14 protein-coding genes are annotated in these 16,382 nt (G+C 36.6%); all 14 read left to right on the forward strand.

Going from position 1 to position 16,382, the window contains the following annotated elements:
• The first annotated feature begins 444 nt into the window (after positions 1-444).
• Positions 445-1,563: a citrate synthase gene (gene citZ / locus KBP50_RS06265; RefSeq protein WP_050353354.1), complete on the forward strand. Its 1,119-nt coding sequence runs from the start codon at positions 445-447 to the stop codon at positions 1,561-1,563.
• A 148-nt stretch (positions 1,564-1,711) separates the two neighbouring features.
• Positions 1,712-2,983 carry an NADP-dependent isocitrate dehydrogenase gene (gene icd, locus KBP50_RS06270; protein ID WP_050353353.1) on the forward strand — a complete coding sequence of 424 codons (1,272 nt, stop codon included), beginning with the start codon at positions 1,712-1,714 and terminating at the stop codon, positions 2,981-2,983.
• A gap of 141 nt (positions 2,984-3,124) precedes the next feature.
• Positions 3,125-4,063: a malate dehydrogenase gene (mdh, locus tag KBP50_RS06275; protein ID WP_050353352.1), complete on the forward strand. Its 939-nt coding sequence runs from the start codon at positions 3,125-3,127 to the stop codon at positions 4,061-4,063.
• Positions 4,064-4,214: 151 nt separating this feature from the next.
• Positions 4,215-4,739 (forward strand): MaoC/PaaZ C-terminal domain-containing protein, encoded by a 525-nt coding sequence (locus tag KBP50_RS06280; RefSeq protein ID WP_072740944.1) that lies wholly within the window; start codon positions 4,215-4,217, stop codon positions 4,737-4,739.
• A 291-nt stretch (positions 4,740-5,030) separates the two neighbouring features.
• Positions 5,031-5,723, forward strand: coding sequence for a response regulator transcription factor (locus KBP50_RS06285; protein ID WP_050353350.1), 693 nt, complete (start codon positions 5,031-5,033; stop codon positions 5,721-5,723).
• Positions 5,723-7,105 (forward strand): two-component system histidine kinase PnpS, encoded by a 1,383-nt coding sequence (pnpS, locus tag KBP50_RS06290; RefSeq protein WP_050353349.1) that lies wholly within the window; start codon positions 5,723-5,725, stop codon positions 7,103-7,105. Before KBP50_RS06285 ends, pnpS begins: the two co-directional genes overlap by 1 nt.
• A 628-nt stretch (positions 7,106-7,733) precedes the next feature.
• Entirely contained in the window at positions 7,734-10,373 is a 2,640-nt protein-coding gene (gene polA / locus KBP50_RS06295; RefSeq protein ID WP_050353348.1) for a DNA polymerase I, read from the forward strand.
• Between the two features lie 12 nt (positions 10,374-10,385).
• Positions 10,386-11,219: a DNA-formamidopyrimidine glycosylase gene (mutM, locus tag KBP50_RS06300; protein WP_050353347.1), complete on the forward strand. Its 834-nt coding sequence runs from the start codon at positions 10,386-10,388 to the stop codon at positions 11,217-11,219.
• 5 nt (positions 11,220-11,224) lie between these two features.
• Positions 11,225-11,830, forward strand: a complete 606-nt coding sequence (gene coaE, locus KBP50_RS06305) for a dephospho-CoA kinase (RefSeq protein WP_050353346.1) — start codon at positions 11,225-11,227, stop codon at positions 11,828-11,830.
• A 589-nt stretch (positions 11,831-12,419) separates the two neighbouring features.
• Positions 12,420-12,692: a hypothetical protein gene (locus KBP50_RS06310; RefSeq protein WP_050353345.1), complete on the forward strand. Its 273-nt coding sequence runs from the start codon at positions 12,420-12,422 to the stop codon at positions 12,690-12,692.
• A 507-nt stretch (positions 12,693-13,199) separates the two neighbouring features.
• The gene (locus KBP50_RS06315; RefSeq protein ID WP_050353344.1) at positions 13,200-14,231 is read left to right on the forward strand and encodes a glyceraldehyde-3-phosphate dehydrogenase; all 1,032 of its coding nucleotides are present in this window, start codon (positions 13,200-13,202) and stop codon (positions 14,229-14,231) included.
• A 647-nt stretch (positions 14,232-14,878) separates the two neighbouring features.
• Positions 14,879-15,256 (forward strand): adenosylmethionine decarboxylase, encoded by a 378-nt coding sequence (gene speD / locus KBP50_RS06320; RefSeq protein WP_050353343.1) that lies wholly within the window; start codon positions 14,879-14,881, stop codon positions 15,254-15,256.
• 220 nt (positions 15,257-15,476) lie between these two features.
• Positions 15,477-15,869: a hypothetical protein gene (locus tag KBP50_RS06325; protein ID WP_050353342.1), complete on the forward strand. Its 393-nt coding sequence runs from the start codon at positions 15,477-15,479 to the stop codon at positions 15,867-15,869.
• A gap of 28 nt (positions 15,870-15,897) precedes the next feature.
• The gene (gene nrdR / locus KBP50_RS06330) at positions 15,898-16,380 is read left to right on the forward strand and encodes a transcriptional regulator NrdR (RefSeq protein ID WP_050353341.1); all 483 of its coding nucleotides are present in this window, start codon (positions 15,898-15,900) and stop codon (positions 16,378-16,380) included.
• The last annotated feature ends 2 nt before the right edge of the window (positions 16,381-16,382 follow it).

A 16,382-nucleotide genomic window follows, 5' to 3' on the forward strand; every position in this document is an offset into this window, starting at 1 on the left:
AACCAAAAAGGTTAGCCAAAAATGCGCTCAAATTTGCAGCTCCTCTATAAAATGATGATGACCTGTTTACGTGCCTCATATATTCCTATATTTATGCAAGTTACCAAAAAAATAGTATTAATTTAACATCAGTATGAAATTGACTCATAAATGATTTTTTGATAAAGGAAGTCCTTACGCAGTTTACAGCCTTATTTTAATAGGTAAATAATCCCGAGCTTGGATGTATAATGAAGCTGCTTTCTTCACCAAAGTTGAAGCAAAAGAAACTCTTTTTTGCAAAAACGCAGGTCTTCTAGTAAAATTTAATAGTAAAGTGAATCGGTTTCAATTCACTTTAGATTCATAATACTTTATAATTATCATTGGGGGATATTATTTAGTTGTTTGGGGTGTTGTCGAAAGATAGTATACTAAATAATTTAACAAAGGAGAGGGTTTGTTATGACAGCAACAACGAAAGGGCTTGAAGGAGTTGTAGCAACTCAATCGTCAATTAGCTCGATAATAGATGACCAGCTTACGTATGTAGGTTACAAGATTGATGATTTGGCTAGATATTCCAGTTTTGAAGAAGTGATTTTTTTACTATGGAACCAACGTCTTCCAAAGCAAGAGGAACTAGATACGCTTAAAGCAAAGCTTGCTACGAATATGGAAGTTCCTGAAGCAATTATTGAACATTTACGCTCTTATGATCTATCAACCGTCCATCCAATGGCAGCGCTACGCACAGCTATTTCTTTGTTAGGATTATATGATGAAGAAGCTGAAGTTATGGATGCAGAAGCAAACAAACGGAAAGCAATTCGTATACAGGCAAAAATAGCTTCTGTTGTAACGGCTTTCGCGAGAATTAGGAAAGGAAAAGACCCCATTCAGCCGAAGTCTAATTACAATTACGCTGAAAATTTGTTATTTATGCTTAATGGTAAAGAACCGAAAGACATTGAAGTTGAGGCTATGAATAAAGCACTTGTGCTTCATGCTGATCATGAGCTAAACGCGTCTACATTTACAGCCAGAGTTTGCGTAGCGACGTTATCGGATGTGTATTCCGGCATTACAGCTGCAATCGGAGCTTTAAAGGGTCCACTTCATGGTGGAGCGAACGAGGGCGTTATGAAAATGCTCACTGAAATTGGTGAAGAAGAAAATGCGATCCCTTACATTCAAGAAAAGTTAGATAATAAGGAAAAAATTATGGGAATGGGTCACCGTGTTTATCGAAACGGAGATCCGCGAGCGAAATTTTTAAAAGATATGTCGAAGCAATTAACAGAATTAATTGGCGAACCAAAATGGTATCAAATGTCAGTAAAAATTGAAGATTACATTAAAAAGCATAAGGGTCTACCAGCAAATGTTGATTTTTATTCTGCATCTGTCTATCATAGTCTTGGTATTGATCATGATTTGTTTACGCCAATTTTTGCAGTTAGCAGAACATCCGGATGGCTTGCTCATATTTTGGAACAATATGCGAATAATCGTTTAATCCGTCCACGTGCTGAATACAATGGACCTACATCACCTGAATATATTACGATTGATAAACGATAGATTTGTAAATGGCAACCATACACGATTATTATCCGTATTATCATCAAGAAGGAATATTTCCTGTGAAATGTCTGTATGCAAAAGATGTTCACAGGGACTTATTTTTGCTAAACTATATACAGAATGAATTTAGGAGGTAATCATTGTTATGACAAAGGGAGAAAAAATTGTTGTAGAAAATGGAAAAATGGATGTGCCAAATCGCCCAATTATACCGTTCATTGAAGGCGATGGAACAGGACCGGATATTTGGGCTGCTGCTCGAGAAGTAATCGAAGCTGCTGTAGAAAAAGCATACAATGGGGAGAAAGCAATTGATTGGCTAGAAGTATATGCTGGTCAAAAAGCTTACGACAAAACAGGAGAATGGCTGCCTCAAGATACATTAGATAAGATTAATGAATATAAAATTGCTATTAAAGGACCTTTAACGACGCCAATTGGCGGTGGTATTCGCTCATTAAACGTAGCTCTCCGCCAAGAATTGGATTTATTCACATGCTTGCGCCCAGTTCGCTATTTTGACGGTGTACCATCACCGGTTAAACGTCCTGAAGATGTTGATATGGTCATTTTCCGTGAAAATACAGAAGATATATATGCTGGAATTGAGTGGCAAAAGGGCTCTGACGAAGTGAAGAAAGTAATTAATTTCTTAAAAGAAGAGATGAATGTAACGAATATTCGTTTTCCAGAGACTTCTGGAATCGGTGTAAAGCCAGTTTCTGAAGAAGGTACCAAGCGCTTAGTGCGCGCAAGTATTCAATACGCGCTTAATGAAGGACGTAAAAGTGTTACTTTAGTACATAAAGGTAACATCATGAAATTTACAGAAGGTGCATTTAAAAATTGGGGTTACGAATTAGCAGAGCAGGAATTTGCAGATCAAGTATTTACTTGGGCAGAATACGACCGTATTGTTGAAAAAGAAGGTAAAGATGCTGCGAATAAAGCACAAGATAAAGCAGTTGCAGCTGGGAAAATTATTATTAAAGATGCCATTGCTGATATTTTCTTGCAGCAAATATTAACCCGACCAAATGAATTTGATGTGGTAGCAACGATGAACCTGAATGGAGACTATATTTCTGATGCTCTTGCTGCTCAAGTAGGCGGTATTGGAATAGCTCCTGGTGCAAACATTAACTATGATACGGGGCATGCTATTTTTGAAGCTACACATGGGACAGCACCTAAGTATGCAGGGATGGATAAAGTGAACCCTTCATCTGTTATTTTATCTGCTGTCTTAATGCTTGAGCACTTAGAGTGGAGAGAGGCTGCTGATTTAATTACCAAGGCAATGGATAAAACAATTGCTTCAAAAGTAGTAACTTACGACTTCGCTCGCTTAATGGATGGCGCTTCGGAAGTGAAATGTTCAGAGTTCGGAAAAGAATTAATTAAAAATATGGGCTAATTTTTTTGAACTAGTAGGTGCGGTTACCCCCGTACCTATTGCGTGAAATTTTCACAACATAGACATTGTTACAATCATTGAGGCTTTTTATTAAACTACTCGATTAACTTTATACCAATTAGAACAAAGGGGTTTTTTATAATGGCAATAAAGAGAAATAAAATATCTGTAATTGGTTCCGGTTTCACTGGTGCAACAACTGCGTTAATGCTTGCACAAAAAGAACTTGGCGACGTTGTGCTTGTTGACATTCCGAATATGGAGGACCCAACCAAAGGAAAAGCTTTAGATATGCTGGAAGCTAGCCCTGTCCAAGGTTTTGATGCTTCGATTATTGGAACATCTAATTACGAGGAGACAAAAGACTCTGACTTAGTTATTATTACTGCGGGAATTGCTCGTAAGCCAGGTATGAGCCGTGATGACTTAGTGAATACAAATGCTAAGATTATGAAGTCTGTAACACAAGAAATCATGAAATATTCTCCTGAGACGTATATTGTTGTATTAACAAATCCGGTTGATGCCATGACATATACTGTTTTTAAAGAATCTGGATTGCCAAAAGAACGAGTAATCGGACAGTCAGGTGTATTAGATACTGCACGCTTTTGTACATTTGTAGCTCAGGAATTAAATGTTTCGGTGAAGGATGTCTCCGGCTTCGTATTAGGGGGGCATGGTGATGATATGGTTCCTTTAATTCGTTACTCTTATGCTGGAGGTATCCCACTTGAAACATTAATATCAAAAGAGCGTTTAGACGCAATTGTGGAGCGTACAAGAAAAGGCGGAGGAGAGATTGTCGGATTACTAGGCAATGGAAGTGCTTATTATGCACCTGCAGCCTCACTAACTGTAATGGCAGAAGCGATATTAAAGGATCAACGACGAATCCTACCTGCGATTGCTTACCTAGAGGGGGAATATGGGTATTCTAATATTTATCTTGGAGTACCAACTGTATTAGGAGCTAATGGTATCGAAAAAGTAATTGAATTAGATCTAACCGAGGATGAAAAGGTGGCGCTTAACAAGTCTGCAGATTCTGTTAAAAAAGTCTTGGATGTTCTAGAATAATCCGATTTGCAAAAGCTTTTATTTACATTCATTATTGTAGATAAAAGCTTTTTCTTGTTTGTTGTACATGCTATAACATCAAGAACTATAGTTGACGATATTTCGTATGTCCTTCCTACATTCAATATTATTTGAATTGGCAAACAACTGAATGTTTGTTATAATAGAAAGCGCTTACATTGATGAGAGGGTGAAGGGATTGATTGGGAAAAGACAACCATTAGGCAGATCCTTAAAGGATATTCAAATAGGGGATACGTGTAATCGAAAGGCCAAAATGAATGATCGTGATTTATTACTATATTTAGGATTAACCAATGATGCGAACCCGTTGTATCTTCAACATGACTATGCTTCATTAACGCCTTATAAACGACCAATTGTACCATCTGTAATGCTATACGGCATGGTTTCTTCTTTAGTATCCATGGAACTTCCAGGACCAGGGAGTCATATTGTTCACCACGAAATGATATTCCCTAGGGCAGTATATCATAATACGGAAGTCGATATGATGCTAGAGGTTATTGCCATCGATGAAAGCAGTCAACGCCTTGCTATGAATGTAACCGCTAAGGATGAGGAAGGTGAAATTGTGTTGCATGGGAAGTTGTACGTAACACCAGCTCATAAACCAAACACATTAACAGCGCAATCGCTAGAAAACTTTTTTTAATGTAGTACGTTCATAGCGAGCTCAGAACGGAGACACGATATGAGCTTGTTTATTCTTAGTATCAAATTTTTGTTCTGCCTTCATCAAACAGCGTTGACTATTATATAAATAACAAGGCATGTTTCCCCCTTTTTCGCATAGAATAGGATATCCGTTCATTTACAGGCGCCTTGTAAAAACATTGATACTGTGTAAAAATAAATTTACAAATTCTTATCGTATTCACATTCTTAAGGTTTCAGTGTAAGATGGATGTGGAACCTATTAATGTATTAGAAACGGGGACTGGATATGAACGAGAAAATTTTAATTGTCGATGATGAAAAGTCAATTGTTACGTTATTAAACTTCAATATTGAAAAGGCAGGCTTTGTGACTGATGTTGCTTATGACGGTTATGAGGCAGTGCAAAAAGCACAGAGCAACAGTTATGATTTGATTGTTTTAGATCTGATGCTCCCTGAAATGGATGGCATGGATGTTTGTAGATATTTAAGAAATAACCAAATAAATACGCCAATTCTTATGTTAACTGCTAAAGACGAGGAATTCGATAAAGTACTTGGACTGGAATTAGGTGCAGACGATTATTTAACCAAACCATTTAGCCCAAAGGAAGTGGTAGCTAGAATTAAAGCCATTTTGCGAAGGGCAAAAAGAGTAGAAAAATCCAATTTTTCATATATTCAAGTTGGAGATTTAACCGTCTTCCCTGAAAGATACGAAGCAGAGATGGCAGGGAAAGTCATCACCTTTACAAGAAAAGAATTTGAGCTGCTATATTATTTAGCGAAAAATAAGGGAAAGGTTATTTCCCGAGATCAGCTGCTTAGTGGAGTTTGGGATTATGATTTTGTTGGTGATACACGTATCGTAGATGTCCATATATCTCATTTGCGTGATAAAATAGAACCAGATTCTAAAAAACCTGTTTATATTAAAACAGTGCGAGGTCTTGGTTACAAATTGGAGGACCCTAGTTAATGCGATTTTTGTTTGAAAAACCAATATTCGGTTACACAATAGGTATTTTCCTAGTTGTTTCAGTAACCGGTATTTTGTTAAGTGTTTTAATTGGAGATTATCTAGTAATAGCTTCTGTACTAGTTATTCAATTTATTATTTTATTCCTATTTTTGTTACATCTATATGAATCGGTCATTAAACCGGTTAAAAAAGCGACGAAGACAGTTGATGAGATTGTAAAGGGAAATTACCGAGCTAGATTTCATCATCCAAGTACAGACAGTATCGGTCAGCTAAGTACTAAAATAAATGCTCTAGCCCGTAATTTAAATGAATTAACAATTCAAGAGCAAATGCAAGCGGAACAATTATCAACGATTATTGAAAATACGCAGAGCGGACTTGTCTTAATCGATGCAAAAGGCTATATTCATTTCGTCAACCGTAAGTTCCTAACTATGTTTGGTCAAACGACCCAAGATTTCCAAGGTTATCTTTATTATGATGTTCTTCATAATGAAACTATTCACGAAACGGTACAGAAAACCTTTTTGTATGAACGAAATATTAAAGAAGAATTTACCCACTATAAAGGTCTGGATAAATACTATATTGAAATTGTTGGGGCTCCTATTTTTGATGACCGTAACTTATTAAAGGGAGCAGTTCTTGTCCTTTATGATATTACCGAGCTTAAAAAGCTGGAATTAATGCGGAAAGACTTTGTTGCTAATGTATCACATGAGCTGAAAACACCGATTACGTCGATTAAAGGATTTGCGGAAACATTGTTGGATAACCCAATGAAAGACTTGGATAAGAGCAAAGAGTTTTTAGAAATTATTTATAAAGAGAGTCACCGATTGCAATTATTAATCCAAGATTTATTAATTCTTTCGCGATTGGAAAAAGAAAACTTCCAACTCGTCCTTTCTACATTTTCCGTTAATGATGTTGTCAATGAAGTGTTGCCGATTATTGAGCAGAGGTTTGAAGATAAGCATTTGACATTCGATAAAGCTGTAGATGATCATATACAATTAACCGCTGATAAAGAAAAGGTAAAGCAAATTATCATCAACCTTGTCGATAACGCTGTAAATTACACACCTGAGAAAGGGAACATCTATTTGCGGATAACAGAGTGTAATGATTCTGTTTGTATCGAAGTGGAAGACACAGGAATTGGTATTGAAAAGGAAGCTCTCCCAAGAATATTTGAACGATTTTACAGAGTGGATAAAGCCAGAAGCAGGAATACCGGAGGAACAGGGCTTGGGTTAGCAATTGTAAAACATATTGTCGAAGTACATGATGGTACTATTGAAATTGAAAGTGAAGTAAATAAAGGTACGAAAATAACGGTAAGTTTACCGATCAATAATGATATGCAAAAATAAAGCGAAATATGAACGAAGCGAAGCAATAGGGATTGCCTTGCCCTTATAGCCCTCTCTAATAAGAAAGACATAAAAAAAAGTAACTAAGAGAGCAACTGAAAGCAGTGGATACAGATGCTGCTTTCAAAAGTTATAAGGTTGATCTTCCCATTTCTTATTTTCAGCAACTAACTGATCTGTTAGAACAATAATGGAGCCGGACGTGGCTATTCGGTTATTTCGTTATCCCCAAGCACCTCATTTTATACTTTCTTATCTTTTAAAAAAAGGCAACTTGATAAATGAACTGCCCCCCTGTCAAGTAGACAGTCGAAATAATAAAAATGATTGAAGCGGCTTTAGTTCTATATTCTATAGAGCTGAGGCCGTATTTAATCTGTCTACCTGGGGGGAAGCATATCATTTACAGATTAATATTATGCCTTTTCATTTGGCTGTTTCCAAGGTTGGTTTCATTGATTGATGGGAGCAGCTTTTTTAGCATGTATTTTGTTGAACCGTGAAGCTTTACGTGAAAACCATTAGTACATTCTTCATTGAAGGAATCCACTATAAGAAGCAGGTGTTTCACTTTATAGTGATGGAATGATAAAATATGCTTAATGATGAATTTATCGGAGGCGAAACTATGAGCAATAAATTGGTTTTAATTGACGGGAACAGTATTATTTACCGCGCATTCTTCGCGTTACCGCTTTTAAATAATGATAAAGGTGTATACACAAATGCTGTGTACGGTTTTACGACTATGTTGTTAAGAATGATAGAGGAAGAAAAGCCTACGCACATGTTGGTTGCGTTTGATGCAGGAAAGACCACCTTCCGACATGAGACATATAAAGAGTATAAAGGTGGAAGGCAAAAAACCCCACCTGAGCTATCAGAGCAGTTCCCGCTACTCAAAGAAGTACTGGACGCATTTTCCATAACGCATTACGAATTAGATAATTATGAAGCAGATGATATTATTGGGACATTATCGAAGAAAGTAGAAAAAGATGACTGGGAAGTAACTATTATTTCTGGTGATAAAGACTTGCTTCAGTTAGTATCAGATCGTGTTACCGTGAATTTAACCAAAAAAGGGATTAGCGAAGTGGAAAAGTATACCCCCGATTTTGTTCTTGAAAAAATGGAGATTACTCAAGAGCAAATCATTGACCTAAAAGCGTTGATGGGTGATAACTCAGATAATATTCCTGGTGTACCAGGAGTTGGTGAAAAAACAGCAGTTAAATTATTAAAGCAATTTGATACATTGGAAAATGTGTATGAACATTTGGATGAGGTTAGCGGGAAAAAACTTAAGGAAAAGTTAGCAAACCATAAAGAGGAAGCGTTTATGAGTAAGAAACTTGTAACGATTAATCGCTCTTCACCTATTACGATTGAGCCAGACGATGTCAAATATAATGGATATGCTCACGATAAAGTGAGAGCCGTTTTTACAGAACTGGGGTTTCAGTCTTTATTAACTCGCATTCAAGGTACAAAAGAAAATAATACCGAATCAGGCTATCAACAAGCTCCTATTGATTTTTCAGTAATGGATGAGGTTAACGAAGAAATGTTTACAGGAGAAGAAGCATTGATCGTTGAACTGTTAGAGGAGAACTACCATCAAGCAGCCATTCAAGGATTTTCCATCGTTAATAACAAAGCTGCCTTCTTTTTACCTACTGACGTAGCATTACAATCAGATCTGTTTAAGGCATGGTTGGAGGATTCAAGCAAAAAGAAATATGTGTTTGATGCAAAGAAAACGTTAGTTTCCTTATTGCGAGCTGGAGTGCATATTAAAGGTATTGCGTTTGATATGCTATTGGCTTCCTATTTAATCAATCCATCGGAAAATAATCATGATATTCCTGCGATTAGCCATCGGTTTGGCAGAACAGATGTTTACATGGATGAAGAAGTATATGGCAAAGGAGCGAAGCTGAAGCTTCCTGAACAGTCTGTTTTTGCAGAGCATATAGTTAGAAAAGCTACCATGCTTTACGAACTGAGACCGCAAATGGAAAAGCAGCTTAAAGAAAATGAACAGTACGAATTATTCAAGGAATTAGAGATGCCATTAGCCCTTATTCTTGGAGAGATGGAGCATACAGGGGTGCTTGTGGATACAAAGCGTTTAGAGGAAATGCGGATAGATTTAAAAAATCGTTTAGCTGAACTAGAGGAAGAGGTACATGCGTTAGCTGGCGAACCGTTTAATTTAAATTCCCCAAAGCAATTAGGTCCGATTTTATTTGAAAAGCTAGGTCTGCCAGTTATTAAGAAAACGAAAACGGGATATTCTACTGCAGCGGATGTATTAGAGCAACTTCAGGATGAACATGAAATCATTCCAAAGCTCTTATTGTATCGCCAATTAGGTAAATTACAGTCCACTTATATTGAAGGCTTATTAAAAGTAGTCGATGAAAAAACAAATAAAATTCACACTCGTTTTAATCAAGCTTTAACGCAAACAGGTCGTTTAAGCTCCATTGAGCCAAATTTACAAAATATCCCTATTCGACTAGAAGAAGGAAGGAAGATTCGGCAAGCTTTTATCCCGGCGGAAGAAGGCTGGGTTATGTTTGCAGCCGATTATTCACAAATTGAGTTAAGGGTATTAGCACATATTGCGGGTGACGAAAAATTAATGGCTGCATTTAAACAGCAAGCAGATATTCATACCCAAACAGCGATGGATGTTTTCCATGTAGATAAAGGTGAGGTGACAGCAAATATGCGTAGACAAGCAAAAGCTGTTAACTTCGGTATTGTATATGGAATTAGTGATTATGGATTATCACAAAACTTAGGTATTACGCGAAAAGGAGCCAAGCAGTTTATTGATCGTTATTTCGAAAGCTATCCAGGTGTAAAGACGTATATGGAAGAAATCGTTCAAGAAGCAAAGCATCAAGGCTATGTGAGTACTATAATGAATCGGAGAAGGTATTTGCCTGATATTACTAGTAGAAACTTTAATCAAAGAAGTTTTGCCGAACGAACTGCTATGAATACACCAATTCAGGGAAGCGCTGCGGATATTATTAAAAAAGCGATGATTGATCTACATGAGAAGCTAAAGAAAGAGCAACTTCAAGCAAGAATTTTATTACAAGTTCATGACGAATTAATTTTAGAAGCACCACAGTCAGAAATAGAAACATTAAAAGAGATAGTACCAGCTATTATGGAAAATACAGTAGAGTTGAATGTACCTTTAAAGGTTGATTATGCTTATGGAGATAGTTGGTTTGATGCTAAGTAAGGAGCTAAGGAGATGCCAGAGTTACCAGAAGTAGAAACAATTCGAAATACGTTAAAACGATTTGTAATCAATAAAACCATAGCACAAGTTGATGTTCAATGGCCGAGAATAGTGAAACAGCCAGATGACATCCAGCAATTTCAAACAGAAATTATAGGACAAACTATTTTAGATATTCATCGAAAAGGAAAATTCTTGCTATTTCAATTAAATGATTATGTCCTCGTTTCCCATCTTCGTATGGAAGGGAAGTACAGTGTCCATCGAAATGATGAACCAGTTAAAAAACATACACATATTACTTTTCAATTCACCAATGGAGAAGAATTGCGCTATAATGATGTGCGGAAATTTGGTACGATGCATTTGTTCCATAAGGGAGAAGAAATGAAGCAAAAACCGTTATGTTTATTAGGTCCTGATCCGTTTGATGCTGCTTTTACCTCTGATTATTTTATTGAAAAGCTGAAAAAAACAAAGCGCGTGATAAAATCAGCTTTATTAGACCAAACGATTGTCGCTGGTTTAGGGAATATTTATGTAGATGAAACACTTTATAAAGCAGGAATACATCCATTACGGCCTGCAAATAAATTAACCCAAAAAGAAATCAAAGAAATTCGTAAACAGGCGATTGCTACATTGGGAGAAGCAGTATCACAAGGTGGTACGACCATTCGTTCTTATGTGAACAGTCAAGGTGACATGGGGATGTTTCAGCAGAAATTATATGTATATGGTCAGGAGAATAAAGCTTGTAAAACATGTGGTAGTACGATTGCTAAATTAAAAGTTGGCGGGCGTGGTACACATATTTGTACCAGCTGTCAGCCATTAAAGAGGTGAAGAAGATGTGTAAAGTTTTAGGCTTAACTGGGAGTATTGCGACGGGGAAAAGTACCGTTTCTCTCATGTTTGATGACTTTCGTATTCCTGTGATTGATGCAGATAAAATTGCTAGGGAAGTAGTACATCCGGGGGAAAAGGCCTATGAAGAGATTATTCATCATTTTGGAGTACACATACTACGTGAAGATAAAACAATAAACCGAAAATTGCTTGGGGAAATTATTTTTGCTGATAACCAAAAGCGAGAGCGATTGAACCATATTGTTCATCCCGCCGTAAGACAGAAAATGGTTGAGCGAAGAGACACTTATTTACAAGCGGATGCCCAATGTGTGGTGCTTGATATTCCGCTTTTGTTTGAAAATAATTTAACCGAACTCGTTGATAAAACCATCGTTGTTTACGTAGATGAAAATACGCAATTACAACGTTTAATGAATCGAGATGGCTACTCGGAAGCAGAAGCAAAGCAACGGATTGCTGCACAAATGCCAATTACTGATAAAGTAAAAAGAGCAGATGGAGTCATTGATAATACTGGCTCCAAATTTCACACCTTCCAGCAATTAGAAGAATTGCTACAGTTATGGAATATACTTCCACGTTAAATTTAGTTTAAACATTCGCATCAATTATTGGTGCGAATGTTTTTTATAATGGTTTTGTAATGACAGGGACATAAAGTATATAGCAAAAGCTGAACAATCCATTTATCCCGCATTTAAGTTGCCATAGGACTCTCCCTTCAAAATATGATGTGCAAGAAAAAGGGAAGTGAGAGATAACGGTATTAAATTCCCGATTCGTTAAAGACCTTTAGATCATACCCTTGTGGTAGTAATAATTTAGGGCTATATGAAAGATCATCCACTAATTGAAGATTCGCTTTATTGTCTCATCAGCTATTTAGTTATGCCCTAGCCGCTCCGTAAAGCTTTCAACGTGGATCAAATAAAAATGCCTCCCTTCATGGTAAGATAAGGTTGGTTTCCCGACACCAAATTTCACCGTAGAAGGAGGCATGTCCCATGAAGAACAAGAATAGTTTAGCACATACAACATGGAATTGTAAGTATCAAATCGTTATTCATATAATATTAATAATTTCTATATTTTTACTATTCTTTTTTCGGAATTGATTTCAGGTAACATCAAACTATATAATGAAAGAAATAAGTTTAGTAAGGAGGGGTTTTAGTGAATGGTTTAGAAGTTTTCTTTATTGCGGGTATATTAACCATTGGTGCTTTTTATTTTATTTCTCGGACTTTACTAAACAAAAAATATAAAAAGATCACTTACTTAACCCCAGCAATAGCTGTATCTGTTGCATCTGCTATTTTCATGGTTTTATCTTTTATTTTAATTAAAGATGGTTGGGTGATCATGGGAAACTCTTTCTTTGTTATCGCTATTGTATCAGGTGCTTTTATAGGAACATTCCTTCCATCCATTCAAAATACAGATTAACGTAATATTAGGTAAGCAACTTCATTCACTTAGTTTGCTTTTCTTTTTTTAAAGAATAAGAAAGTATAAACTTAGGTGCTTATGGATAATGAAATAACCGAATAGTCACGTCCAGCGCATGAGCCCAGCAACTAGGCGACTTTAGAAATGCGCCCTACGATAAGGCCTCATCGGTTCGTCACAAAGAGGAAGGCCGACTAAAAACGGGCTTGCCGCCCGACGATGGTTGTTCTTATAACCAAAAGCATTTATCTAAAATGACAGACAGTAAGACTGTCATTTCCATGTTACTGAAAAGGGAGGTGGTTTAGTAGAGGCTCCAATCTTAAGTCAAATATCCAATTCTGTTTGCAATTATGAAAAGATTATTCCTCATCCCTGTTCATAATTATGCGAAAACTGAAACATAAATGGAAATAGCAATTAAGGATCACATATTTTATTAAATGTGTTATACTATTTAATAAATAAGCTAAATAAGTATAACTCATAGTGGGAGGAAGTCGTATGAGAAAAACAAGACTTGCAATTAATGGATTTGGGCGAATTGGGCGAATGGTTTTTCGACAAGCGATAAAGGGTGACAACTTAGATGTAGTGGCGATCAACGCCAGTTATCCGGCTGAAACGTTGGCACATCTAATTAAATATGATAGCGTACACGGGATTTTCAACGAAGAAGTGAAACCGCTTCATAATGGAATTGTGGTAGGAGAAAAGCATGTAAAGCTGGTAAATTCTCGTGTGCCTGAGCAATTACCATGGAGCGAATTAAAGATTGATGTTGTTATTGAAGCTACTGGAAAGTTTAAAACAAAAGATAGTGCTGGGGGGCATCTTCGGGCAGGTGCTAAAAAAGTTGTTATTACAGCTCCGGGTAAAGAAGTTGACCAAACAATAGTAATGGGAGTTAATGAAAGTGATTATGATCCTAACATACATGATGTTATATCAAACGCTTCGTGTACAACGAACTGCCTTGCACCTGTTGTGAAGATTATTGATGATCATTTTGGAATTGAAAATGGATTAATGACAACCGTACATGCATTTACGAATGATCAGAAAAACATTGATAATCCGCATAAAGATTTAAGACGAGCAAGAGGCTGTACTCAATCCATTATACCAACTTCTACAGGGGCGGCTAAAGCTCTAGGGGAAGTGCTTCCACACTTAAATGGAAAGCTACATGGTATGGCATTGCGTGTTCCAACACCTAACGTGTCCTTAGTTGACCTTGTGGTGGATGTGAAAAAAGCAGTTACGGCTGAACAAGTTAACGAGGTATTTAAGCAAGCTGCTAAAACTGATTATAGTGGCATTATTCAATATAGTGATGAGCCGCTTGTGTCCATCGACTATACTACCACGGATTATTCTGCAATTATTGATGGACTATCAACCATTGTTATCGAAGATCATAAATTGAAAGTGTTGGCATGGTATGATAATGAATGGGGTTACTCGAAGCGTGTGCTTGATTTAACGAATCATGTAGGGTATTACCTTGCTCAAGAACATATGCAAATGAGCTAATCCAAGGAATAAGGGGAAACCAATACCTACAGAGTTACCCCCTCTTTACGGAATAATATGTGTAAATATTTCTCGAGGGTAATTTTAACCAAAAATAGAAGGTACTCTATTATAAAATGTATGCTTACCCGGCAAATACATTTTGAAAGAGGCCTTCTTATGGAATTAATTATAATAAGATTATATGAATGAATAAAGGAATCAAGTGCTTTATCGATTTCCAAAAACGTAGCGTTTTCCACAACGGTCACTATAGGGCTCATTACAATTAGTTTATCCCGTATATAAGGTGCTGTAAGCCTCCCATTTCAGGAGTTGATAATCTTTTCTGCAACAAATCTAAGTGGGAGATAACAACACCTAAATATTTCGTAAGAGGCTTTAGATCATACATACCATTCCGGTACTAACAAGCCGTGGGGGATAAATGAAAACCCCCATACATAAATAGAGTGCTGGAAATATTGATATGCAACGATGTCGAGAAAAACTTGACACATACTACGAAATAAAAATGATTGCAAATGAAGGGAAAAACGTTTATACTTTTCGTTGTATCCGAATAAATGCCTATGATAGAAGGATATATAGGCTTTTCGGTTAAATGGAGAAATAGTAAATGGAGCACCATAAGGGTGAAGTTATTCATGGATACAATGGGAAGACATATAATTGTTGAACTTTGGAAGTGTCATAGAGATATATTAAATAGTATAAAGGATATGGAACATATTTTTGTAGAAGCTGCTTTGAAAGCAGGTGCAGAAGTTAGAGAAGTTACTTTTCATAAGTTTGCACCTATTGGAATAAGTGGTGTGATTATTATTTCAGAGTCACATCTTACCGTTCATAGTTTCCCAGAACATGGCTATGCAAGTGTAGATGTGTATACGTGTGGTCAGAGTGTAGACCCTCATATAGCTGTACGTTTTATTGAACGTGGTTTAAAAGCTATGCAAGTGGAGAAATTGGAAATCACAAGAGGAACTGGAGCATTATGCCTTGGGCCGCTGGAAAGTATATAAAATGAATGGGTTGATAGACAACAATTGCGTCTGTCAACCCATTGCTGTCTATTATAATAGAAGAAACAAGATGAAAAACCGTGTATCAGTATTGCTAGTGGATGCTTTTGGTTTATTATCTACTATTTACTGTTGCATGATATAGAGGTTTTCCAAAAAACATGTTAAAATGAAACTACTATACAATAGAATATATTTTGTACTGAGGGTGGCATTTGACATGGCTTTTCGGAACACTATTTCTAAATATTTTAGTAATCATGCTGAAACACATGATAATCATTGGGATACTAGTTTACAAACGCATTACTATAAAACAACGAAAGAAAAAGCAATGCAGGTCCTTGAAAATATGTTTGAACAATCTTCAAAATATGAAGTTCATTCCATTTCTAAAGAACATGGAGAGATAAGCGTTCAAATCAAAAAAGGAAAAAAAGCTTTTATTATTGTAACAGTTATTATGGTGCGGCCTTATCAAACAGCTGTAGACTTTTCTGTTACAACAGAATCCGCCCTGCCAATGGATTTTGGTTATAGTACTAAAGTAATTCAACAATTATATGGCGAAATAAATAAAGCTTTACCTTTCATCACAAAACAAGACAGGTAACGGTTGAAATGAGGAGTGGGGCAGAACGATGAGATGTTCAAATTGCCATAACAAAAGCACGAAGGTACTTGATTCGAGACCAATAGAAGAAGGGCAAGCGATTCGCAGAAGAAGAGAATGTGAGCGTTGCGGCTTTCGGTTTACAACATTTGAACGGATTGAAGATGTCCCTTTGATTGTTGTTAAAAAAGACGGTGCCAGGCAGGAATTTAGTCGGGACAAGCTAGTTCGAGGACTCATCAAAGCTTGTGAGAAACGGCCTGTACCGCTGGAGACGATCGAAGAAATTGCTTTAAATGTAGAAAAAGAAATAAGAAACGATGGTATTTCAGAAGTTCATAGTAAAGATGTAGGAGAACGGATCATGGATCGACTTTCTGAAATCGATGAAGTAGCGTATGTACGTTTCGCATCTGTCTATCGACAGTTTAAAGATATTAATGTTTTTTTGGATGAGTTAAAAGACATCATGAATAATAATAAGGATCAGGGCACGAATGGAAAGGGTTAGAT

This window comes from Virgibacillus pantothenticus, from assembly GCF_018075365.1.
Classification (GTDB): Bacteria; Bacillota; Bacilli; order Bacillales; family Amphibacillaceae; genus Virgibacillus; species Virgibacillus pantothenticus.